This is a genomic window from Nocardioides soli, from assembly GCF_014191495.1.
Lineage (GTDB): Bacteria > Actinomycetota > Actinomycetes > Propionibacteriales > Nocardioidaceae > Nocardioides > Nocardioides soli.
Genome location: NZ_JACHWR010000005.1, coordinates 187,872 through 209,494, shown reverse-complemented (window position 1 = coordinate 209,494; position 21,623 = coordinate 187,872). Strand labels below are relative to the sequence as shown.

Below are 21,623 nucleotides of genomic sequence, written 5' to 3'. Positions count from 1 at the left end.
GCGAGGCACGCACTCGGAGCACGACCTATGGCACGGATTTCGCGTCCGGGTCACGAGCGCTCCTGGCATGCCGTCCGGGTGACCGGGGAACGAGGACGGGGTGACCGAGGAGCCCCTGGCGACCAGCACGGCCACCGGGACCGACGCACCGCATCCCGATCGCTGGCGGATCCTCGGTGTCTCGCTGGTGATCGGGTTCATGGCGCTGCTCGACGTCACGATCGTCAACGTCGCGCTCCCCTCGATCCGAGACGGGCTGCACACGTCGTTCGCGACCGTGCAATGGGTGGTCTCCGGGTACGCGCTGGCGTTCGGACTGACGCTCGTCACCGGCGGCCGCCTCGGCGACGCCTACGGTCGGCGGCGGCTGATGCTGATCGGGCTCGCGGGGTTCATCGTGGCGAGCGCCGGCGTCGGGCTGGCGCCGAACGCCGCCTGGGTGGTCGTCGGCCGCCTCGTCCAGGGTGCCAGCGCCGGGCTGCTGACCCCGCAGAACTCCGGGCTGATCCAGCAGCTGTTCCGCGGCCAGGAGCGGGCCCGGGCGTTCGGGCTGTTCGGTCTGGTGGTCTCGATCTCGTCCGCGACCGGCCCCGTGCTGGGCGGACTGATCATCGGGGCCTTCGGCGAGGAGCACGGGTGGCGCTACATCTTCCTCGTCAACGTGCCGATCGGGTTGGCCGCGATGGTCGCCGTCGCCCGGCTGGTGCCGCAGCGACCGCGCGAGCGCCGCGAGACCGGGGCCCGGCTCGACCTGCTGGGCGCCGCCCTGCTCGGCGCCGCGGTGCTGTGCGTGCTGCTGCCCACGGTGGCGGTCGAGGGCGGCGACCGGCTGCCGCTGCTCCTCCTCGTCGGGGCGGTCCCGCTCGCGTGGCTGTTCATCCGCCGCGAGCTGCGGCTGGTGCGCACCGGCGGAGCCCCGCTGCTCGACATCGCGCTGCTGCGGCGTACCCCCGGCTACGCCAACGGCGTGGCCGTCGGGACGCTCTACTTCACCGGCTTCACCGGCTTCTTCCTGGTGCTGTCGATCCACTACCAGGAGGACCTGGGGCTCTCGCCGCTCGAGGCCGGACTGCTGATGTGCCCCTTCGCCGTCGGCTCGGCGATCACCGCGCCGCTCTCGGGCCGGATCGTCTCGACGCTGCACCGTCGGGTGACGGTGCTGGCGCTGCTCACGATGATGGCCGGCGTCGTGCTGGTCGCCCTCCTGGTCCCGGACACCTCGCTCGACCGGCTGTGGCTGGCCGCGGTCCCGGCGACCTTCCTGGCCGGCCTGGGCGGCGGCGGGGTGGTCTCCCCCAACATGACGCTCTCGCTCGAGGAGGTGCCGCCGCGCATGGGCGGCGCCGCCGGTGGCGCGCTGCAGACCGGGCAACGGATGGGCGCCTCGATCGGCGCCGCCCTGGCGATGACCGTCTACCAGCTCACGGCCGCGGCGTACGACGGCGGCGCCGGGCTGCGCGCCGCCCTGCTGACCGGGCTGGTGCTGCTCTCCGCCTCATTGGCGATGGCGGTGCGCGCGCTCCGCCATCACACTGAGGCATGAGCTTCCTGAGCGAGCCGGCGCCGACGCCGCGGGTCCGGGCGCTGTACGACGCCGACGTCCGCGACTACGGCTACGTGATGAACCTGAACCGGGCGTGGGCCCATCACCCCGACGCGCACGACGCCCTCTTCGAGCTGCTCGGCGCGGTCGCCCGCCAGGGCGGCCTGACCATGCGCGACCGCGGGATCCTGGTGACCGCGTGCGCGGCCACGCTGGGCGACTCCTACTGCTCGCTCGCCTGGGGCCGCAAGCTCAGCGAGGAGGCCGATCCCGAGCTGGCCGCCGCGGTCCTCGCCGGGTCCGACGAGCGCCTGAGCGACTCCGAGCGGGCGATGGCTCGCTGGGCCCGGCAGGTCGCCCGGGACCCGAACGGCGCGACCGCCGACGACGTGCAGGCGCTGCGCGACGCGGGGCACGACGACGCCCGGATCTTCGCGATCACGACGTTCGTGGCGCTCCGGATGGCCTTCTCGACGGTCAACGACGCGCTCGGCTCCGAGCCCGACGACGAGCTGCGGGAGAGCGCGCCCGACGCGGTCCGCGACGTCGTGACCTGGGGGCGCTAGAGGATCGCGCCGGGGGCGTAGGCCGCGGCCTCGGGGTGCCGCGCGGTGACGTCGGCGATCCGGCGCACGACGGCCTCGACCTGGCCGACCGCGGCGCCGGTGAACGTGATCGGGTCGGCGACCAGGCTGGCCAGCTGCTCGGCGGTCAGGCCGAGCCGGTCGTCGGCGGCGAGCCGGTCGAACACGTCGTTCTCCGCCTGTCCCCGGCGCAGGTCGAGGGCGGTGCCGACCGCGGCCTCCTTGATCGCCTCGTGGGCGGCCTCGCGGCCCACGCCGTTGCGTACGGCGGCCATCAGCACCTTCGTGGTGGCCAGGAACGGCAGGTAGCGGTCCAGCTCGCGCTGGATCACCGCCGGGAACGCCCCGAACTCGTCGAGGATCGTCAGGAACGTCTCGAACAGCCCGTCGGCGGCGAAGAACGCGTCGGGCAGCGCCACCCGGCGTACGACGGAGTCGGAGACGTCGCCCTCGTTCCACTGGTCGCCCGCGAGCTCGCTGACCATCGAGAGGTGGCCGCGGAGCACCACGGCGAGGCCGTTGACCCGCTCGGCGGAGCGGCTGTTCATCTTGTGCGGCATCGCCGAGGAGCCGACCTGGCCCTCCTGGAAGCCCTCGGTCACCAGCTCGTTGCCGGCCATCAGCCGGATGGTGGTCGCCAGGTTGGACGGGCCGGAGACCAGCTGCACCAGGGCGCTCACGACGTCGAAGTCGAGGCTGCGCGGGTAGACCTGGCCGACGCTGGTGAGCACCCGCTCGAAGCCGAGGTGGTGGGCCACCCGCTCCTCGAGCCGCTCCAGCTTCGACGCGTCGCCGTCGAGCAGGTCGAGCATGTCCTGGGCGGTGCCCATCGGACCCTTGATGCCGCGCAGCGGGTAGCGGGCGATCAGCTCCTCGACGCGGTCGAGGGCGATCAGCATCTCGTCGGCGACCGTGGCGAACCGCTTGCCGAGGGTGGTCGCCTGCGCAGCCACGTTGTGGCTGCGGCCGGCCATCACGGTCGCCTCGTGCTCGGCCGCCAGCCGACCCAGCCGAGCCAGCGCCGCGACGGCTCGGTCGCGGACCAGCTCGAGCGACTGGCGGACCTGCAGCTGCTCGACGTTCTCCGTCAGGTCGCGGCTGGTCATGCCCTTGTGGATGTGCTCGTGCCCGGCGAGCGCGGAGAACTCCTCGATCCGCGCCTTCACGTCGTGCCGGGTGACCCGCTCGCGCGCGGCGATCGAGTCGAGGTCGACCTTGTCTTGGACCTCGCGGTAGGCCTCGATCGCCCCCTCCGGCACCTCGATGCCGAGGTCGCGCTGCGCCTCCAGCACCGCGATCCAGAGCCTCCGCTCGAGCCGGACCTTGTGCTCCGGAGACCAGATCTCCGCGAGCTCGGCGGAGGCGTAGCGAGTGGCGAGGACGTTGGGCACGATCACGTGCCTCATCCTCCCATGACGGTTGAGTCGGGACTGCTGCCGGTTGAATCGGGAGAAGAGTCCGGACTCAACCGGCAGAAGTCCCGATTCAACGGACGGAGGCACCCTCGACGACACCGAGCGGCTCGGCGGCGATGTCGCCGCGCCGTTGCAGACCGTCGAAGGAGACCAGGTCGGCGGCGGCGTACGCCTTGGCGCGGGCGTCGGCCACGTCGGTGCCGACCGCGCGGACGGCGAGCACCCGGCCGCCGGCGGTGACCAGGTCGTCGCCCGCACGGGCGGTGCCCGCGTGGATCACGTCGACACCGGGGCCGGCTGCGGCCCGGTCGACGCCGGTGATGACGTCGCCCTTCGACGAGGACTCGGGGTAGCCGGCGGAGGCCAGCACCACGGTGACGGCGGCGGCGTCGCGGAACCGCGGCGGCGGTACGTCGGCGAGCCGGCCGTTCGCGGCCGCGGCGAGCAGCTCGCCCAGCGGCGACTCCAGCACCGCGAGCACCGGCTGGATATCGGGGTCGCCGAAGCGGACGTTGAACTCGATGACCCGCGGGCCGGTCGCGGTCAGCGCCAGTCCGACGTACAGGCAGCCGACGAACGGCGCGCCGCGACGCGCCATCTCGGCCAGCGTCGGCCGGACGACCTGTTCGAGCACGACCGACGCGAGGTCGGGCTGCGCCCAGGTGAGCGGTGTGTAGGAGCCCATGCCGCCGGTGTTGGGCCCGCGACCGCCGTCGAAGATCCGCTTGAAGTCCTGGGCCGGCTGGAGCGCGTAGGCGGTCGTGCCGTCGCAGATCGCGAACAGCGAGACCTCGGGTCCGTCCAGGAACTCCTCGACGACCACGCACCCGCAGGCGTTCGCATGCGTGAGCGCCTCCGTGCGGGCGCGCGTGACGACGACGCCCTTGCCCGCGGCGAGCGCGTCGTCCTTGACGACGTGCGGCGCGCCGAACTCGTCGAGCGCCGCCGCCACCTCGGCCGGGGTCGTGCAGGTACGGGCCCGGGCCGTGGGCACCCCGGCCGCCTCCATCACGTCTTTGGAGAACGCCTTCGAGCCCTCGAGCCGGGCCGCCGCGGCCGATGGGCCGAAGACCGCGATGCCGCGGTCCCGGACGGCGTCGGCGACGCCCGCGACCAGCGGCGCCTCCGGGCCGACGACGACCAGATCGACGCCCAGCGACAACGCCAGGTCGGCGACGGCGGTGCCGGACATCGGGTCGACGTCGTGCAGGGTCGCGACCGCCGCCATGCCCGGGTTGCCGGGCGCGGCGTGCACCTCGCGCACCGCGGGGTCTCGCGCGAGCGCCAGGGCCAGCGCGTGCTCGCGGCCACCGGTGCCGATGACGAGGGTCTTCACGCCGGCGGCCTCAGATCAGCTCGTGCCGGACGACGGTCGCGGCGCGCGACGGGCCGACGCCGACGGCCGAGATCCGGGCTCCGGACATCTCCTCGACGGCCTCGACGTAGCGCCGCGCGTTCGCGGGCAGGTCGGCGAAGGTGCGGGCCCCGGAGATGTCCTCCCACCAGCCGTCGAGGTACTCGTAGATGGGTACGGCGTGGTGGAAGTCGGTCTGGTTGACCGGCATCTCGTCGTGGCGGGTGCCGTCGACGTCGTAGGCGACGCAGACCGGCACCCGCTCCAGGCCGGTGAGCACGTCGAGCTTGGTGAGCACGAAGTCGGTGACGCCGTTGACGCGCGCGGCGTAGCGGGCGATCACGGCGTCGTACCAGCCACACCGGCGCGGCCGGCCGGTGGTGGTGCCGAACTCCGCGCCGACCTTGCGCAGGTGCTCGCCCGCGTCGTCGTGCAGCTCGGTCGGGAAGGGGCCCTCGCCGACGCGCGTCGTGTAGGCCTTGACGATCCCGATGACCTGCTCCAGTCGGGTCGGCGGGATGCCCGAGCCGGTGCACGCGCCGCCGGAGGTCGCCGACGAGGAGGTCACGAACGGGTAGGTGCCGTGGTCGACGTCGAGCAGGGTGGCCTGGCCCGCCTCGAGCAGCACGGTCTCGCCCCGGTCGAGGGCCTGGTTCAGCAGCAGGCCGGTGTCGGAGACCATCGGGGCGAGGCGCTCGGCGTACGCCAGCAGCTCCTCGACCGTCTCGTCGACGGTGGCCGGTCGGCGGTTGTAGACCTTGGTGAGGATCTGGCCCTTGAGGTCGAGGACGCCCTCGACCTTCTGGCGCAGGATCTTCTCGTCGAAGATGTCCTGGATGCGGATCCCGACCCGGTTCATCTTGTCGGCGTACGTCGGGCCGATGCCCCGCCCGGTGGTGCCGATCCGGCGGGAGCCGAGGAACCGCTCGGTCACCTTGTCGAGGGTCCGGTTGTAGTCGGCGATCACGTGCGCGTTGGCGCTGACCCGCAGCCGGCTGGTGTCGACGCCGCGGGCGTCGAGCCCCTCGAGCTCCTCGAACAGCACCGCGAGGTCGACGACGACGCCGTTGCCGATCACCGGCGTGCAGCCGGGCGTGAGGATGCCGCTGGGCAGCAGGTGCAGGGCGTACTTCTCCTGCTTGTCACCCCGGTCGATGACCACGGTGTGGCCGGCGTTGTTGCCGCCGTTGAACTTCACGACGTAGTCGACGCGGCTGCCGAGGAGGTCGGTCGCCTTGCCCTTCCCCTCGTCGCCCCACTGGGCTCCGATGATGGCGATCGCCGGCATGCGTTCTCCCTCTAGAAAACGAAGCAGCCCCGGCACAAGTGCACCGGAGCTCTTGCGGCCACACGCTACCAAAGGATGGTTCGGGAGCCCGAGCCGTCGGTTAGGGTCCGCGGAATGGACCCGCTCCTGGTGATCACCAACTCCGAGGCCGGCACCTCGGACGAGGAGCGACTGGCGCCCGCGCTCGCCGTGCTCCGCGAGCGGGCGTCGGTCGAGGTCGCGTCGACGAGCAAGCCCGGAGAGCTCGACGGCGTGCTGCACCGGGCCGGCTCGCGGCGGATCGTCGTCGCCGGCGGCGACGGCAGCCTGCACGCGGTGGTCTCCGCGCTGCACCGGCGCCGGGAGCTCAAGGACGCCGTGCTCGGGCTGATCCCGCTCGGCACCGGCAACGACTTCGCCCGCGGCACCGGCCTGCCGCTCGAGCCCGCGGAGGCAGCTCGGGTGGTGCTGGCCGGTGCGCCGCGGCCGATGGACCTGGTCGTCGACGAGGTCGGCGAGGTCGTGGTCAACAACGTGCACGTCGGCGCCGGCGCGGAGGCGAGCCGGCGGGGCGCGGCCTGGAAGAACCGCCTCGGCTCGCTCGGGTTCGGCCCGGTCAACCTCGGCCGGCTCGGCTACCCGATCGGCGCGGTGCGGACCGCGATCGACCCGCCGACCGTACGGCTGCGGGTGGAGGTCGACGGCGAGGTCGCCTGCGACGTCGACGAACCGGTGCTGATGGTCGCCGTCGGCAACGGTCCGTCGGTCGGCGGCGGCACCCGCCTGACCCCCGAGGCCGACCCGTTCGACGGCCGCCTGGACGTGATGATCTCCCGCTCGACCGGCCCGCTGGCGCGCGTGCTCTACGGGCTCCGACTCGGGTCCGCGACCCATCACCACCGCGACGACGTCACCTACCTGCGCGGCGAGCGGGTGTCGGTCTCCGGCGGCCCCTTCTGGTGCAGCGCCGACGGCGAGATCTACGGCCCGGAGCGCCAGCGCACCTGGCGCGTCGAGACCACGGCGTACCACCTCCTGCTGCCCCGCGACCGCGACCGCGACTAGAGCCCGGCCCGCCGTCCCGATACCCAGTGACGATCTGGTTGTTCCGGTCGCCTGGGAACGACCAGATCGTCACTGGGTATCGCTCAGAGCCAGCCGCGCCGGGCGGCCTCGACCCCCGCCTGGAACCGCGAGTCGGCTCCGAGCTCGGTCATCAGCGCGGCCACGCGGCGCCGGACCGTGCGCAGGCTGATACCCAGCTTCCGCGCGATCTGCTCGTCGTGCGCGCCCTCGGCGAGCTGCTCGAGCAGGAACCGGCGCAGGTCCACCAGCGGCTCGGCCTCCTCCAGCGCGGGGACCGCCGCGCGCCCCCAGAGCTCCTCGAACCACATCCGCATCGCCTCGATCACCCCTCGCTGGCGCAGCACCGAGAGCGGCAGGTCGGCCAGGCCGACGGGCTCGGGGATCACGGCGTGGGTGTCGCCGACGACGAGCAGGCGGGTGGGCAGCTCGGGCAGCACCCGCACCTGCTCGCCCACCCGGAGCCGGGCCGCCAGCACCTCGGGGGCGTCGTGCAGCGCGCGGATCGGGTAGATCGCCCGCGACCGGCGGCCCCGGGCGACGACGGTCGCGACCAGGTCGATCATCCGGTCCTCGCGCGGCCCGCGCCACTGATCGGGCCGCAGCCAGAGCAGGTCGCCGTCGTGGTCGAGCAGCAGGCTGCGCACCCGGCTGAAGACGTCGCCGCCGACCCACAGCTCGCCGCGCACCGGCTCGGTGGTCGCGTCGTCCGCGCTGGACGACAGCTGCTGCTCCGCCGCAAGCACCTCGATCGCCTGGCCGACACTGTCGAGCAGGCGCTGGGCGCGACCGGCGGACGCCGCCTGGGACTCGACGACGCCGCGCAGCACCTCGACCGGGGCGGCCACCTCGAGCCGGCCGTCGTCCAGGTGGACCAGACCGGCCTCGACCAGCGGGCCGGCCTCCGCCATCAGCTCGTCGGGGGTGCGGAACATCGCCGCGGCGACCCGGTCCAGGTCGCGGCCCGACTGCGGCCGCAGCCGCTGGTAGAGCCGGTCGACGTCGGCGGCGTAGCCCAGCGCACTGAGCAGAGTCCGGTGGCGGGCCATCCTGGCATGTTAGTGCCAGCGGCCACTTTGCTCGGGCTGGCACGGAGATGTCAGTGCCATGATCCCGCCACGCGCGCAAGCGCCGTGAGGTGGGGCCGCGAGGTTCATCTCGGGGCGCGACCACGCCGCACGACCCACATCGGGGGATGAGGTCGAGCGGGGCTTCGGCGCGTGCAGGAGGTGCCGGGACTGCCACTGGGCGGTGGTCCCGGCACTCCGTCATTCAGGGCCGTGCCCCGGGTCGGGTCCCGGGTCATGTCCGGGTCATTTCCGGACCGGGGCGACCGGTAGCGTTGAGGCCCCGACGTCCCCACCACAGCAGGAGCAGCACCGATGGCACGAGGCGCGCAGTCCGGCGAGCCGCACGACTGGGTCACCCGCGCCGCCGACGACGCGATCCGCCACGCGCACGAGACCGGGGGCGCCGACCGCCGGATCACCTGCGCGTCCGGCGCCAGCCCGTCGGGCCCCATCCACCTGGGCAACCTGCGCGAGTTCATCACCCCGCACTTCGTCGCCGAGGAGATCCGCCGCCGCGGCGTCGCCGTGCGTCACCTGCACAGCTGGGACGACTTCGACCGCTTCCGCAAGGTGCCCGCCGGCGTCGACCCCTCCTGGGCCGAGCACATCGGCCGCCCGCTCTCCGCCGTGCCCGACCCGTGGGAGTGCCACGAGTCGTGGGCCGAGCACTTCAAGGCGCCGCTGCGTTCGGCGCTCGCCGAGATGGGCATCGAGATGGAGGAGGTCTCCCAGACCGAGCAGTACCGCTCCGGCGCCTACACCGAGCAGGTCCTGCACGCGATCCGGCACCGCGACGTCATCGAGGAGGTGCTGGGCAGGCACCGCACCAAGAAGGCCGAGCCGGTCGCCGAGAGCGACCAGGAGGCCGCGGCCCTCGAGGAGTCCGTCGCCGAGGAGGACGAGCAGACCGGCACCGGCGACCTCGCCCGCTTCCCCTACAAGCCCTACTGCCGCGAGTGCGGCCGCGACACGGTCGAGATCACGGCGTACGACGACGAGACCACCGACCTGTCCTACACCTGTTCCTCGTGCGGGTTCGCGGGCGTCACCAACGTCGCCACCCAGCACGAGGGCAAGCTCGTCTGGAAGGTCGACTGGCCGATGCGGTGGGCCTACGAGGGCGTCGACTTCGAGCCGGGCGGGCTCGACCACTCCACCCCCGGCTCGTCGTACACCGTCGGCAAGGAGCTGGTGAAGCGGGTCTTCGACTTCCGCGCCCCGTCGTACGTCGCGTACGCCTTCGTCGGCTTCGCCGGCGTGCAGAAGATGTCGTCCTCGGCCGGCGGCGTACCGACCGCGGCCGACGCGCTGAGGATCCTCGAGGCGCCGATCCTGCGCTGGCTCTACGTGCGCCGGCAGCCCAAGCAGGCCTTCAACATCGACTTCGGACCCGAGGTCGTGCGGCTCTACGACGAATGGGACGCGCTCGGTCGCAAGGCCGACGACGGGGTGAAGCGCGACGCCCAGGTGCTGGCGTTCGAGCGGGCCTCGGCCACCGCCGCGGCCGGCACGCTGCCGACCCCGCCGGTCGTGGTGCCGTTCCGGCTGCTCTCGTCGGTCGCCGACGTCACCGCCGGGAGCGCGGAGCTGATCAGCCGGATCGTCGGCGACGTCGGCCACGCGCACGACTCGGTCACCGACCTGCAGCCGCGGCTGGGCAAGGCGATGGCCTGGATGGCCGACTTCGTGGCGAGCGAGGACCGCACGACGGTGCGCGAGACCGCCGACGCCGAACGGCTCGCGGCACTCTCCGAGGACGAGGAGCTCTGGCTGGGCCAGCTGCTCGACCGGCTGCCCGACCACCTCGAGCTCGAGCCGACCACCGAGCTGATCTACGGCGTGCCCAAGCTCGCCCGCGGCCTCGGCCTCGACGACGCCCCGACCGACCAGGTCAAGCAGGACCAGAGGGACTTCTTCCGGCTGCTCTACAACCTGCTCGTGGACGCCGACCGCGGGCCGCGGCTGCCGACGCTCTTCCTCGCGCTGGGCGCCGACAAGGTGCGGTCGCTGCTGACCCGGCCGGCCTAGCCTCAACACCCTCGTGGTCATCGCTGTTGATACGGCGGGGGTATCCGTGCTCAGGGTGCGTGCCTCGCAAGGCGGCGGCGCGACGGCATACCTGGTTGTCTACCGAGCGTCGCCAACGCGGCGAGGTGCGTGCACTGGGTGCGTAGACCCTTGGTGAATCAACGGTGATGGCCACTAGATGACTCATCCCAAGGGATCGTGCAAGCGAGCGGCGCTCAGCGCCGCTCCGGCAAGGCGCCGATGCGTCGGCAGACTGGACGTCTTTCAAGCGTCGGCAACGCCGCCGGAGCGGATGATGAGCGTCGCGCAGCGTGCGAGGCCTTGGAATTAGTCATCTAGCCAGCGACGAGCGCTGCCGGCAGGCCGAGCAGGGCCACCAGGCCGGTCGCCGCGGCGGCCAGGCCCAGCAGCCGGCCGCCGGTGCGACGGAGCACCGCGACCTCCAGCGCGCACCCGAGGGCGAACATCGCCGCGGCCAGGGCGCCCGACTGCACCAGTGCGGCGGCGTCGAGCACCCCGGCGGGCACCGGCGCGGCGGTGCGCAGGATCGCACCCGCCACGAAGACCAGCACGAACCCCGGCACGAGCGGCGGCCGGCGTACGCCGTCGTGGGGGGTCCGGCGCGACCGCCACGAGAGGGCGGCCAGCACCGGCGCGAGCATCAGCACCCGGCCGAGCTTGACCGCGACCGCCACCTGGAGGGCGACGCCGCCCACGAGGCCGCCGGCCACCACGACCTGGCCGACCTCGTGGACCGAGGCGCCGGCCCAGGCACCGGCCGCCGTCGCCGAGAGCCCCAGCGCGACGGCGCCGAGCGGCAGCGCCAGCATCGCCACGCTGCCGAAGACGACCACCAGCGACACGACCGTTGCGACGTCCTCGTCGCGGGAGCGGCGTACCCCCTCGACCGCCGCCACCGCCGCGGCCCCGCAGATCGAGAACCCGCAGGCGACGAGCAGCGCCCGCTCCGGAGGTACGCCGAGGGGCCGGGCCAGCGCCAGCGTGCCGGCGATGCCGAGCAGCACGACGCCGGCGATCACCACGAGCATCGGCCAGCCCAGCGCGAGGATCTCCGGCAGCACCAGTTGCAGACCCAGCAGCGCGACGCCCACCCGCAGCACCCGGCGGGACGCGACCCGCAGCCCCGGCCGCATCGTGCTCGCGACGCCCCCTCGGCCCGCGAGCACGATGCTGCTCCCGATGCCCAGCACGATCGCCACCAGCGTCGGACTCAGCTGCGGCACCGCGGCGTGCGCCGCCAGGGCGACGGCGCCACCGCCGGCGGCGAGACCGAGACCCGGCAGGGCGGCGACGTGTCGGCTGAGCATGGCTCCAGCCTTCCGGCGGAGCCCGGTCGGCGGTAGCCGTCGATCCGGCCTCGACCCATGCTCTGCTGATATGAGTCGACCGCTGGACATATCATCGGCGCATGCCTGAGCGCCCGGACCTGACCGCCCTGGACCTGCTGGTCCGGGTCGCCGAGACCGGCTCGCTCGGTGCCGCCGCCCGCGCGGTCGGCATGGCCCAGCCCAACGCCAGCCGCTCGCTGAGCCGCCTGGAGCGGCAGCTCGGGCTGCGACTGCTGGTCCGTACGCCCGGCGGCTCACGGCTCACCACCGAGGGCGAGGTCGTGGTCGCCTGGGCCCGCGACGCGCTCGCCGGGGTCGACCGGGTCACGCTCGGCGCGCGCTCGCTGGCCGAGGCCCGCGCGGCGCACCTGACCGTCGCGGCGAGCCTGACGGTGGCCGAGCACCTCGCTCCGGCCTGGCTGGCGCGCTTCCGCAGCACCCACCCCGACCTGCGGGTCAGCCTCGAGGTCGGCAACTCGGTCGAGGTGCTGGCCCGGGTGGGCAGCGGCGAGGTGCCGCTGGGGTTCGTGGAGTCGCCGACGGTGCCGCGCGCGGTCGCCGCGACGACGGTCGCCCGGGACGCGCTCGTGGTCGTCGTGGCACCGGGGCACCCCTGGGCCCGCCGGCGCACGCCGGTGACGCCCGAGCAGCTGGTCGCCGGCGACCTGGTGCTGCGCGAGGAGGGCTCGGGCACCCGCGACACCCTGGTCCGCGCGCTGGCGCTCGCCGGGCACGACCTCGGCGCGTCCCGGCTGGAGCTGGCGAGCACGGCGGCGGTCAAGGCCGCCGCCGCGGCCGGCACCGCGCCGGCCGTGCTCAGCGAGCTCGCGGTCGCGGCCGAGGTCGCGACCGGCCAGCTGGTCCCGGTCGCGGTGTCCGGGCTCGACCTGTCCCGCGAGCTCCGCGCCGTCTGGCTCCGGCACCGACGGCCGGCCGGCGCGGCCGCCGATCTGATCCGGGTCGCGAAGGGCGGCTAGGAAACTGCCGAACAACGCGTTGTTCAGCAGTTTCCTAGCGGTTTCCTAGTCCTGGTCGCCGAGCAGCTCGTCGTACGCCGTCGGGCTGGAGTCGCGCAAGAACGTCGAGCAGCGCTCCCACTCGGCGTCCTCGCCGATCGCGCGGGCCGCGAGAGCGAGCAGCGCGAGGCAGGTGAGGAAGCCGCGGTTCGGCTCGTGCTCCCACGGCACCGGCCCGTGGCCCTTCCAGCCGTTGCGCCGCAGCAGGTCGAGGCTGCGGTGGTAGCCGACCCGCGCATAGGCGTAGATCGTCACCGGGTCGTCCTCGGCCTCCGCGGCCGCCGTCGCGAGCGCGGCCCAGGCGTACGGCGACTCGGGGTGCCGGCGGGCGACGTCCATCGCATCCGCGCCGGGCACCAGGTCGGCCGCGGCCGGGTCCTCGGGGAGCAGCGTGGGCGGCGGTCCCGCCATCAGGTCCTGACCACTGAGAGAGCTCATGGAGCCAATTGTCCATGGTCGGGTGTTGACTGGCCGTTGTGACCGAGACCCCCACCGCCGCCCCGATCGAGCTCGTCGGCGGCAAGCGGCCCTGGCCGGCGCTCTACGCGCTGTGCCTCGGCTTCTTCATGATCCTCGTCGACATGACGATCGTCTCGGTGGCCACGCCGGCGATCATCACCGATCTCGGCGCCGACGTGAACTCCGTCCTGTGGGTGACCAGCGCCTACCTGCTCGCGTACGCCGTGCCCGTGCTGATCACCGGCCGACTCGGCGACCGGTTCGGCCCCCGGCGCATCTACCTGATCGGCCTGGCCGTGTTCACGGCCGCCTCCCTGGCCTGCGGGCTGACCTCGACCGTGGAGTCGCTGGTCGTGGCGCGCGTGGTCCAGGGCCTCGGCGCGGCGATGATGACACCGCAGACGATGGCGGTGATCACCCGGATCTTCCCGGCCGCGCAGCGGGGCAAGGCGATGGCGCTGTGGGGCGCCACCTCCGGGGTCTCGATGGTCGTCGGGCCGCTGCTCGGCGGCGTGCTGGTCGACGGGCTGGGCTGGGAGTGGATCTTCTTCATCAACGTCCCGGTCGGCATCGTCGGCTTCGTGCTCGCGCTGCGGCTGGTGCCGGTGCTGGAGACCCACCAGCACTCCTTCGACTGGCTCGGCGTCGCACTGTCCGGCGTCGGCATGTTCCTGCTGGTGTTCGGCATCCAGGAGGGCCACCAGCACGCCTGGTCCGGATGGATCATCGCGATGATCGTCGGCGGACTGGTCGTGCTCGCGGCGTTCGTGCTGTGGCAGCGCCGCAACACCCGCGAGCCGCTGGTGCCGCTGGGCCTGTTCGGCGACCGCAACTTCTCGCTGTCGAACGTCGCGATCAGCGTGATGGGCTTCTCGATCACCTCGATCGGCTTCCCGTTCATGATCTACGCCCAGGCCGTGCGGGGGTACTCCCCCACCGAGGCCGCGTCGCTGCTGGTGCCGATGGCGATCATGGTGATCGTGCTGGCCCGGCCGGTCGGCAGGCTCACCGACGCGGTGCACCCGCGGGTGATCGCCGGCTTCGGCTTCACGATGATCGCGACGTCGTTCTTCTGGCTCTCGACCCAGATGACGCCCGACGCCCACCTGTGGCAGCTGGTGCTGCCGATGATCCTGATGGGCGTCGGCAACGCCACGATCTGGTCGCCCGTCTCCGCGACCGCGATGCGCAACCTGCCGATCCAGCAGGCCGGCGCGGGCGCCGGGGTCTTCAACGCCACCCGCCAGGTCGGCGGCGTGCTCGGCGCGGCCGCGATCGCGGTGCTGATGGACTCCCGACTGGCGCACTTCGGTCTCAGCGGGGCCGGCAGCCCCGAGGCGGCCGGCTCCGGGGCGATGCCGGCGCAGGTGATGGACGACTTCGCGTCCGCGATGGCCCAGTCGATGCTGCTGCCCGCCGCCGTGCTGCTGGTCGGCCTGGTCGCCGTGCTCTGCTACGAGCGGCCCCGACACACCGGCTTCCCGGCCGCGGCGGCCTCCCCCGAGTAGGCCGGCCGAGACCCCGCAGACGACGCAGGGCGGCGACCGCGGTCGCCGCCCTGCGTCGGGTCACCGGGTGAGCCCGGCGCGGTCCTCGGTCACCCGATCGACTTGCCCGCCGAGCGCAGGTTCTCGCAGGCCTCGACGACCCGGGCGGCCATGCCGGCCTCGGCGGCCTTGCCCCACGAGCGGGGGTCGTAGGTCTTCTTGTTGCCGACCTCGCCGTCGACCTTGAGCACCCCGTCGTAGTTCTGGAACATGTGCGCGGCGACCGGGCGGGTGAAGGCGTACTGGGTATCGGTGTCGACGTTCATCTTCACCACGCCGTAGTCGACGGCCGCAGCGATCTCCTCGGCCGACGAGCCGGAGCCGCCGTGGAAGACCAGGTGGAAGGGCTTCGAGCCGGCCGGGAGGCCGAACTCGCCGGCGACCGCGGCCTGAGCCTCCTGCAGCACCTCGGGACGGAGCTTGACGTTGCCGGGCTTGTAGACGCCGTGCACGTTGCCGAAGGTCAGCGCGGTCATGTAGTAGCCCCGGTCGCCGTGGCCGAGCGCCCGCGCGGTGGCGATGGCGTCCTCGGGGGTCGAGTAGAGCTTGTCGTTGATGGCGTTCTCGACGCCGTCCTCCTCGCCACCGACGACGCCGACCTCGATCTCGAGGATCACCTTGGCCTTGAGGCAGCGGTCGAGCAGCTCCTCGGCGATGATGAGGTTCTCGTCGAGCGGCACCGCCGAGCCGTCCCACATGTGCGACTGGAACAGCGGCGCCTCGCCGCGCGCGACCCGCTCCTCGCTGATCGCGAGCAGCGGCCGGACGAAGCCGTCGAGCTTGTCCTTGGGGCAGTGGTCGGTGTGCAGGGCGATGTTGACCGGGTAGTTCTTGGCGACCTCCGCGGCGTACGCCGCGAACGCGACCGAGCCGGCGACCATGTCCTTCACCGACGGGCCGGAGAGGTACTCCGCGCCGCCGGTCGAGACCTGGATGATGCCGTCGGCCCCGGCGTCGGCGAAGCCCTTCAGGGCCGCGTTGAGGGTCTGCGAGGAGGACACGTTGATCGCCGGGAACGCGAACGCTCCTCCCTTCGCGGCGTCCAGCATCTCGGCGTACTTCTCGGGGGTGACGATGGGCATCTGACTGCGCTCCTCGGACGGACGTCGAATCTCTGCCACCGACCCTAGTGGCTACCCCCCGGTCGCCCGGCAGGCCGTCTCGGGCGGGCGGGGTCGTAGCGTGGCGCCATGGTCCTCAACGGCCGGTACGTCGCCGTGGTCGGCCCGGCCGACGGCGCCCGGGCCGCCGACCTCCGGCACGCCGAGGTCGCGGGCCGCCTGCTGGGCGAGGGCGGGGCCGTGCTCCTCACCGGAGGTCACCACGGCGTGATGCAGGCCGCCGCGCGCGGCGCCCGGGACGTCGGTGGGGTCGCGATCGGACTGATGCCCGGCACCGACCGCGCTGCCGGGATTCCGGAGCACACCTACCTGCTGCCGACCGGGCTGGGCGAGCTGCGCAACGGGCTCCTCGTCCGCGCCGCGGACGCCGTGCTGGCGATCGGGTGCAGCTGGGGCACGCTGAGCGAGATCGCCCTCGCCCGGCGCACCGGCGTCCCGCTCGTGCTCGTCGATCCCTGGGAGCTGCCCGCCGACGTGGGCACCGTGGTCGCCGACGGGGCTGCCGCGATCGCGGCGATCCGCGATCTTCTCGACCATCGGGCGCCCGACGCATCGGGGGCGGCCGGCGATCGGTGATCGCTCCGCGTCTCGACGAAGGAGTGGGTCTACGCGTTCACGCCGGTCGACCGCACCTCCTTCGTGGTGGTGTGCGCGGCCAAGACCCGCCGCTGACCGGGGCTGGGACTCACCCCCGCCAGGCGTCCTCGCCGGACAGGTCGGCGTGCTGCCGCACCCAGGAGTGCATGGCGATCGCGCCGGCGGCGGAGGCGTTGATCGACCTGGTGGAGCCGAACTGCGCGATCGAGAACGTCGCGTCGCAGGCCTCCCGGGCCGCATCGGACAGGCCGGGCCCCTCCTGGCCGAACAGGAAGCAGACCCGGCGCGGCAGCGAGGTCGTCTCCAGGTGCAGCGAGCCGGGCAGGTTGTCCACGCCGTACAGCGCAACCGGGCCGTCGGGGTGCTCGCGCAGGTACGCCGCGAGCTCGGCGGCGGTCACGTGGTGCCGCACGTGCTGGTAGCGGTCGGTCACCATCGCGCCGCGGCGGTTCCACCGGCGGTTGCCGACGATGTGCACCTCGGCGGCGAGGAAGGCGTTGGCGGTGCGGACGATCGTGCCGATGTTGAAGTCGTGCTGCCAGTTCTCGATCGCGACGTGGAAGTCGTGCCGGCGGTTGTCGAGGTCGGCCACGATCGCCTCGACCGTCCAGTACCGATAGCGGTCGACGACGTTGCGCCGGTCGCCCTCGGCGAGCAGCCGCGCGTCGTACCGCTCCCCCTCCGGCCACGGCCCGGCCCACGGCCCGACGCCGACCTCGGCGGGGCCGTGCGGCATCGGGTCGTACGGCGCACGTTCGTCGTCCTGCGCATCGCTCTGCACCGCCATGGGTGAAAACGCTAGGCGATGGCGGAGCGGTCAGGGCCCGACAGGTACGGTTATCGCGTGATCGACGTCCTGCTCGCGCAGCCGATGCTGCTCGGGATGGACTGGATGGACCCCAACTGGCTCCTCGACCGCTTCGGGGGCGCTTTCTACTGGGTCAGCCTGGCGATCATCTTCGTCGAATGTGGGCTGTTCTTCCCGTTCCTGCCCGGCGACACCCTGCTCTTCGCCCTGGGCCTCTTCCTGAACTCGGGCCGCATCGACATGTTCGGCACGCCGCCGATCGTCGAGCTGCTGATCGCGTTCGTGCTGCTCACGATCGCGGCCTTCCTCGGCAACGTCGTGGGCTACGAGATCGGGCGCGCGATCGGGCCGCCGCTCTACGAGCGCGACGGCCGGCTGCTGAAGAAGAAGTACTTCGACCAGACCCACGCGTTCTTCGAGAAGCACGGCAACAAGGCGCTGGTGATCGGCCGGTTCGTGCCGTTCGTGCGCACGTTCATCACCGTCGTCGCCGGGGTGACCCGGATGGATCGGCGCCGGTTCTTCGTGTGGAGCTTCATCGGTGCCGTGCTGTGGGTGGGCAGCATCCTGCTGCTCGGCTTCACCCTCGGCCAGGCCTTCCCGAGTCTCGGCGAGAACATCGACAAGGCGATCCTGGTGATCCTGGCCTTCACCGTCGTGCCGATCGCCTACGAGTGGTGGCGGCACCGCCGTACGTCGGGCAAGCGGGCCGAGGACAACGACGGCGACGGCGTCCCCGACCTCGACATCATGGGCCTGCCGACGACCCACCATCCGCAGCAGAACGACGGCGCCTGATCCGCAGCACCAGCCACCACGCCCCCGCCGCGACGACCGCGGCCACGACGGCGAGCTGGAGCCAGCCGGCGACCTCCTCGATGCGGTGCCACTCCTCGCCGAGAAGGTAACCGCCCAGGATGAACGCGGTGTTCCAGAGGGTGCTGCCGGCCAGGGTGAGCAGCACGAACCGGCCGTACGGCATCCGCTGGGTGCCGGCGGGAATCGAGATGAGGCTCCGGAAGAGCGGCACCATCCGGCCGAAGAAGACCGCCTTCTGGCCGTGCTCGTCGAACCACGCCTCGGTGCGCGCGAAGTCGTGCTCGTCGACCAACGGCAGCCGGAGCCAGATCGCCAGCACCCGGTCGCGGCCGAACCGCCGGCCCGCCTCGTAGAGCAGCAGCGCGCCGACCATGGACCCGATGGTCGCCCAGGCGAGCGCGGCGATGAGGGAGAAGGTGCCCTGGTTGGCGGCGAAGCCCGCGAGCGGCAGCACGATCTCGCTCGGGATCGGGGGGAAGACCGCCTCGACGGCGAGCAGCACCCCGACGCCCGGCGCGCCGATCGCCGCCATCAGGTCGACGGCGGCCGACCCGATGACGCCGAGGTCCTCGCCGCCCTGGGCCGCCGCCGCGAGACTCACCCGCGAGCGGCGTCCAGCTGCGCCTTGGTGAGCACCGGCCGCACCTCGAGACCGATGTCCGCGAGCGGGTTCGCGCCCTCCGGGCTGCGGTCGATCGCGCAGACCACGACCTCGACGACGGCGCCGGCCGCGCGCAGCGCGGTGGCCGCGTCGCGAACGGCGCCCCCGGTGGTGATCACGTCCTCGATCAGGGTGACGCTGCGGCCCGCGACGTCGGGCCCCTCCGCCAGCTTGCAGGTGCCGTACTCCTTGGCCTTCTTGCGCACGAAGAGCGCCGGCCGACCGGTGAGGCTGCTGACCATCGTCGCGATCGGGACCCCGCCGAGCTCGAGCCCGCCGAGCAGGTCGGTGCCGGCCGGCAGCAGCTCGACCATCTCCCGGGCCACGCGCAGCAGCAGGTGCGGGTCGGCCTCGAAGAGGTACTTGTCGAAGTACTCCGTCGCCTGCTGGCCCGAGCGGAGCGTGAACTCCCCGGTCAGCCGGCACCGGGTGTCCACGTCACGGGCAAGGTCGGTCGTGAGGGTCTCGTCCACGGGCCCGAGCGTATCGGCGTCCCGGCCCTCGCCTCGACGCGCCGTCGCGCCTCTCACTGGCTCGGCCGCAGGCTTGCTCAACCTGCCTCCCCACGCGACGACTGCAACCGCATCCGCGACTGGGTTTCGACGCGCCGTCGCGGCCTCGTCCCTCGGCCGCGGGCTTGCTCAACCTGCCGACCCTAGCCGGACACTCGTACCTCGTGTCCGGCTAGGGTCGGCACATGCTCGCGCATCGCCTCGAGGGCATCCCGCCGACGATCTTCTCCGAGATGTCGGCGCTCGCCGCCCGCACCCGGGCGGTCAACCTCGGCCAGGGCTTCCCGGACGTCGACGGGCCGCCCGAGGTGATCGCCCGCGCCGTGCAGGCACTCGAGAACGGCCACAACCAGTACGCGCCCGGGGCCGGCGTGCCGGCCCTGCGCCAGGCGATCGCCCGGCACCAGCAGCGCCACTACGGGATCGAGCTCGACCCGGACCGCCAGGTCGCCGTCACCACCGGCTGCACCGAGGGCGTCGCGGCCGCGCTGCTGGGCCTGGTCAACCCCGGCGACGAGGTCGTCGTGCTCGAGCCCTACTACGACTCCTACCCCGCGATGCTCCAGATGGCCGGCGGCGTCCGACGCCCGGTCACGCTGCGCGCACCCGACTTCCGGCTCGACCCCGACGAGCTGCGGGCGGCGGTGACGCCGCGGACCCGGTTCGTGCTGCTCAACTCGCCGCACAACCCCACCGGCACGGTGCTCACCCGCGCCGAGCTGCAGGCGGTCGCCGACGTCGCCGTCGAGCACGACCTGGTGGTGATCACCGACGAGGTCTACGAGCACCTCGTGTACGACGACCACGTGCACGTCCCGCTGGCCACGCTGCCCGGCATGTTCGAGCGGACGCTGACGCTCTCCAGCGCCGGGAAGTCGTACTCGTTCACCGGCTGGAAGGTCGGCTGGGCGAGCGGCCCGGCCGAGCTGGTGGGTGCGCTGCTGGCGGCGAAGCAGTGGCTGACCTTCACCTCGGGCTCGCCGCTCCAGCCCGCCGTCGCCTACGCGCTCGACGAGGCCGCCGACTTCCCGGTCGCGCTGGCGGCCGAGCTGCGCGAGAAGCGCGACCTGCTCTGCTCCGGGCTCGCCGAGGTCGGCCTCGACGTCCGCGTGCCCGAGGGGACGTACTTCGCCACCACCGACATCGCGGACCTCGGCTGGCCCGACGGCCGGGCCTTCTGCCAGGCGCTGCCCGAGCGGGCCGGCGTGGTCGCGATCCCGGCCCAGGCCTTCTACGACTCCGACGCCGGCCGGCACCAGGTCCGCTGGGCCTTCTGCAAGGAGTCGGCGGTCATCGAGGAGGGCGTGGCCCGGCTGGCGAAGGCCGACCTGGCGCGCTAGCGGTCGCGCCTCGTCAGAGGGCATCCCGCCGCGCGAACCACTGGCGGGCCTCCGGTCGCACCAGCAGCGCGGCGCACAGCACGCTGGCGAGCAGCGGCAGCACCAGCAGGATCGCGCCCATCACCGTGCCGAGCAGGCAGAGCGCGGCGGCGGTCACGGCGGAGACGATCAGCACGATCCGCGCCCAGTCGACCCTGCGGAGCACCAGCACCGCCAGGACCGCCGCCGACAGGCACCAGATGACGACGCCGGCGATCAGCAGGTACGTCGCGGCGATCAGCAGGTCGTCGGAGATCCCCTGCTGGGCCAGCTCCGGGCTGTCGCGGTGCACCTGGTCGAGCATCTCGTCGGGCGAGATCGCCAGCACCACGGCGCTCGCGACGAGCGCCACGATCGTGGCGGCCGTGCAGACCCAGGTCAGCACGCAGGCCAGGACCACGATCCGCGGGCGCGGAGCCGGGCCGCCCGCGGGCGGCGGGGTGGCGGCATGGATGGCGGGCTGGGCGACGGGCGGCATGGCGGCCGTCGGGGCCAGCGGAGCCGACGAGGCCGGCGGGACCGGCGAGGCCGACGGCGCCGACGCCGTACGACGCTCGGGCGCGGTGGTCCCGTCGAACCACGAGCGCGCCGGCTGGAGCCACAGGATCGTCGCCGACGCGGCGACCACCGAGGTCAGGAACCCGCCGGTCACCAGTCCGGCGAAGAACAGCGGCACGGCCAGGACGGTGACGACCAGCCGGGCGGCGCGGCTGCGCTGCAGCACCTGGTAGCCCAGGATCGCCGCGGCGGCCGCGCAGCCGCCGGTGACCATCGCGAGCGTGCGCATCAGCGTGATCACGGCGTCGGAGGACAGGCCCAGGTCGGAGCCCGGCGGCTCCGACAGGAAGCGGTCGACCGCCGCCTGCGTCTCGAGCGAGTGCAGGCCGGCGACGCGCTGGTAGACCAGCACGACGACGAGGCCCGAGCCGATCATCAGCAGCCAGCCCGCCAGGGTCACCTGGCGGGGGCGATCGCGGGTCGGCTCAGTCACGCGGCCCATTCCATCACGCG

Annotated in this window: 20 protein-coding genes; 9 read left to right on the top strand and 11 right to left on the bottom strand. The window is 73.1% G+C overall.

What is annotated here, in order from left to right; all coding sequences use genetic code 11:
• The first annotated feature begins 100 nt into the window (after window positions 1-100).
• On the top strand, window positions 101-1,543 hold the full coding sequence (locus FHU40_RS25210) for an MFS transporter (protein WP_343058050.1): 1,443 nt from the start codon (window positions 101-103) through the stop codon (window positions 1,541-1,543).
• Window positions 1,540-2,109 (top strand): carboxymuconolactone decarboxylase family protein, encoded by a 570-nt coding sequence (locus tag FHU40_RS25205; protein WP_183595257.1) that lies wholly within the window; start codon window positions 1,540-1,542, stop codon window positions 2,107-2,109. The genes FHU40_RS25210 and FHU40_RS25205 overlap by 4 nt, the downstream gene beginning before the upstream one ends.
• Here the strand turns inward: FHU40_RS25205 and purB are convergent.
• From purB to FHU40_RS25190, 3 genes are all read right to left on the bottom strand, one after another.
• Window positions 2,106-3,533: an adenylosuccinate lyase gene (purB, locus tag FHU40_RS25200; RefSeq protein WP_183595256.1), complete on the bottom strand. Its 1,428-nt coding sequence runs from the start codon at window positions 3,531-3,533 to the stop codon at window positions 2,106-2,108. The two genes, FHU40_RS25205 and purB, sit on opposite strands and share 4 nt — an antisense overlap.
• A gap of 79 nt (window positions 3,534-3,612) precedes the next feature.
• Window positions 3,613-4,878, bottom strand: a complete 1,266-nt coding sequence (gene purD, locus FHU40_RS25195) for a phosphoribosylamine--glycine ligase (protein ID WP_183595255.1) — start codon at window positions 4,876-4,878, stop codon at window positions 3,613-3,615.
• A gap of 10 nt (window positions 4,879-4,888) precedes the next feature.
• Window positions 4,889-6,184, bottom strand: a complete 1,296-nt coding sequence (locus tag FHU40_RS25190) for an adenylosuccinate synthase (RefSeq protein WP_183595254.1) — start codon at window positions 6,182-6,184, stop codon at window positions 4,889-4,891.
• Window positions 6,185-6,298: 114 nt separating this feature from the next.
• Between FHU40_RS25190 and FHU40_RS25185 the strand changes: the two genes are divergently transcribed.
• Window positions 6,299-7,228, top strand: a complete 930-nt coding sequence (locus tag FHU40_RS25185) for a diacylglycerol/lipid kinase family protein (RefSeq protein WP_221200277.1) — start codon at window positions 6,299-6,301, stop codon at window positions 7,226-7,228.
• Window positions 7,229-7,311: 83 nt separating this feature from the next.
• On the opposite strand, the gene FHU40_RS25180 is transcribed toward FHU40_RS25185, so the two are convergent.
• Window positions 7,312-8,295, bottom strand: coding sequence for a helix-turn-helix transcriptional regulator (locus FHU40_RS25180; RefSeq protein ID WP_183595253.1), 984 nt, complete (start codon window positions 8,293-8,295; stop codon window positions 7,312-7,314).
• A gap of 333 nt (window positions 8,296-8,628) precedes the next feature.
• Between FHU40_RS25180 and lysS the strand changes: the two genes are divergently transcribed.
• Window positions 8,629-10,344, top strand: coding sequence for a lysine--tRNA ligase (gene lysS / locus FHU40_RS25175; protein ID WP_183595252.1), 1,716 nt, complete (start codon window positions 8,629-8,631; stop codon window positions 10,342-10,344).
• Window positions 10,345-10,679: 335 nt separating this feature from the next.
• Here lysS and FHU40_RS25170 read toward each other — a convergent pair whose 3' ends face one another.
• Entirely contained in the window at window positions 10,680-11,672 is a 993-nt protein-coding gene (locus tag FHU40_RS25170) for a YeiH family protein (RefSeq protein ID WP_221200276.1), read from the bottom strand.
• A 101-nt stretch (window positions 11,673-11,773) separates the two neighbouring features.
• On the opposite strand from FHU40_RS25170, the gene FHU40_RS25165 reads away from it, so the two are divergent.
• Complete coding sequence (locus FHU40_RS25165) at window positions 11,774-12,670, top strand: LysR family transcriptional regulator (RefSeq protein WP_183595250.1); 897 nt, start codon at window positions 11,774-11,776, stop codon at window positions 12,668-12,670.
• A gap of 45 nt (window positions 12,671-12,715) precedes the next feature.
• Here FHU40_RS25165 and FHU40_RS25160 read toward each other — a convergent pair whose 3' ends face one another.
• Window positions 12,716-13,147: a DUF3151 domain-containing protein gene (locus FHU40_RS25160; RefSeq protein WP_183595249.1), complete on the bottom strand. Its 432-nt coding sequence runs from the start codon at window positions 13,145-13,147 to the stop codon at window positions 12,716-12,718.
• 38 nt (window positions 13,148-13,185) lie between these two features.
• Between FHU40_RS25160 and FHU40_RS25155 the strand changes: the two genes are divergently transcribed.
• Window positions 13,186-14,676 carry a DHA2 family efflux MFS transporter permease subunit gene (locus FHU40_RS25155; RefSeq protein ID WP_252274807.1) on the top strand — a complete coding sequence of 497 codons (1,491 nt, stop codon included), beginning with the start codon at window positions 13,186-13,188 and terminating at the stop codon, window positions 14,674-14,676.
• Window positions 14,677-14,765: 89 nt separating this feature from the next.
• On the opposite strand, the gene fbaA is transcribed toward FHU40_RS25155, so the two are convergent.
• Window positions 14,766-15,797 carry a class II fructose-bisphosphate aldolase gene (fbaA, locus tag FHU40_RS25150; RefSeq protein WP_183595248.1) on the bottom strand — a complete coding sequence of 344 codons (1,032 nt, stop codon included), beginning with the start codon at window positions 15,795-15,797 and terminating at the stop codon, window positions 14,766-14,768.
• A gap of 108 nt (window positions 15,798-15,905) precedes the next feature.
• On the opposite strand from fbaA, the gene FHU40_RS25145 reads away from it, so the two are divergent.
• Window positions 15,906-16,412: an LOG family protein gene (locus FHU40_RS25145; protein WP_183595247.1), complete on the top strand. Its 507-nt coding sequence runs from the start codon at window positions 15,906-15,908 to the stop codon at window positions 16,410-16,412.
• 109 nt (window positions 16,413-16,521) lie between these two features.
• Here the strand turns inward: FHU40_RS25145 and FHU40_RS25140 are convergent, their stop codons facing one another.
• The gene (locus tag FHU40_RS25140) at window positions 16,522-17,220 is read right to left on the bottom strand and encodes a TrmH family RNA methyltransferase (protein ID WP_425490224.1); all 699 of its coding nucleotides are present in this window, start codon (window positions 17,218-17,220) and stop codon (window positions 16,522-16,524) included.
• 57 nt (window positions 17,221-17,277) lie between these two features.
• Here FHU40_RS25140 and FHU40_RS25135 point away from each other — a divergent pair, with 57 nt between their 5' ends.
• Window positions 17,278-18,039 (top strand): DedA family protein, encoded by a 762-nt coding sequence (locus tag FHU40_RS25135; protein ID WP_252274809.1) that lies wholly within the window; start codon window positions 17,278-17,280, stop codon window positions 18,037-18,039.
• On the opposite strand, the gene FHU40_RS25130 is transcribed toward FHU40_RS25135, so the two are convergent.
• Complete coding sequence (locus FHU40_RS25130; protein ID WP_221200275.1) at window positions 17,990-18,661, bottom strand: VTT domain-containing protein; 672 nt, start codon at window positions 18,659-18,661, stop codon at window positions 17,990-17,992. The genes FHU40_RS25135 and FHU40_RS25130 overlap by 50 nt on opposite strands.
• Window positions 18,658-19,194 carry an orotate phosphoribosyltransferase gene (gene pyrE, locus FHU40_RS25125; RefSeq protein ID WP_343058049.1) on the bottom strand — a complete coding sequence of 179 codons (537 nt, stop codon included), beginning with the start codon at window positions 19,192-19,194 and terminating at the stop codon, window positions 18,658-18,660. The genes FHU40_RS25130 and pyrE overlap by 4 nt, the downstream gene beginning before the upstream one ends.
• A 224-nt stretch (window positions 19,195-19,418) precedes the next feature.
• Between pyrE and FHU40_RS25120 the strand changes: the two genes are divergently transcribed.
• Window positions 19,419-20,573: a pyridoxal phosphate-dependent aminotransferase gene (locus tag FHU40_RS25120; protein ID WP_183595246.1), complete on the top strand. Its 1,155-nt coding sequence runs from the start codon at window positions 19,419-19,421 to the stop codon at window positions 20,571-20,573.
• Between the two features lie 13 nt (window positions 20,574-20,586).
• Here the strand turns inward: FHU40_RS25120 and FHU40_RS25115 are convergent, their stop codons facing one another.
• On the bottom strand, window positions 20,587-21,603 hold the full coding sequence (locus FHU40_RS25115) for a hypothetical protein (RefSeq protein WP_183595245.1): 1,017 nt from the start codon (window positions 21,601-21,603) through the stop codon (window positions 20,587-20,589).
• Window positions 21,604-21,623 lie beyond the last annotated feature (20 nt).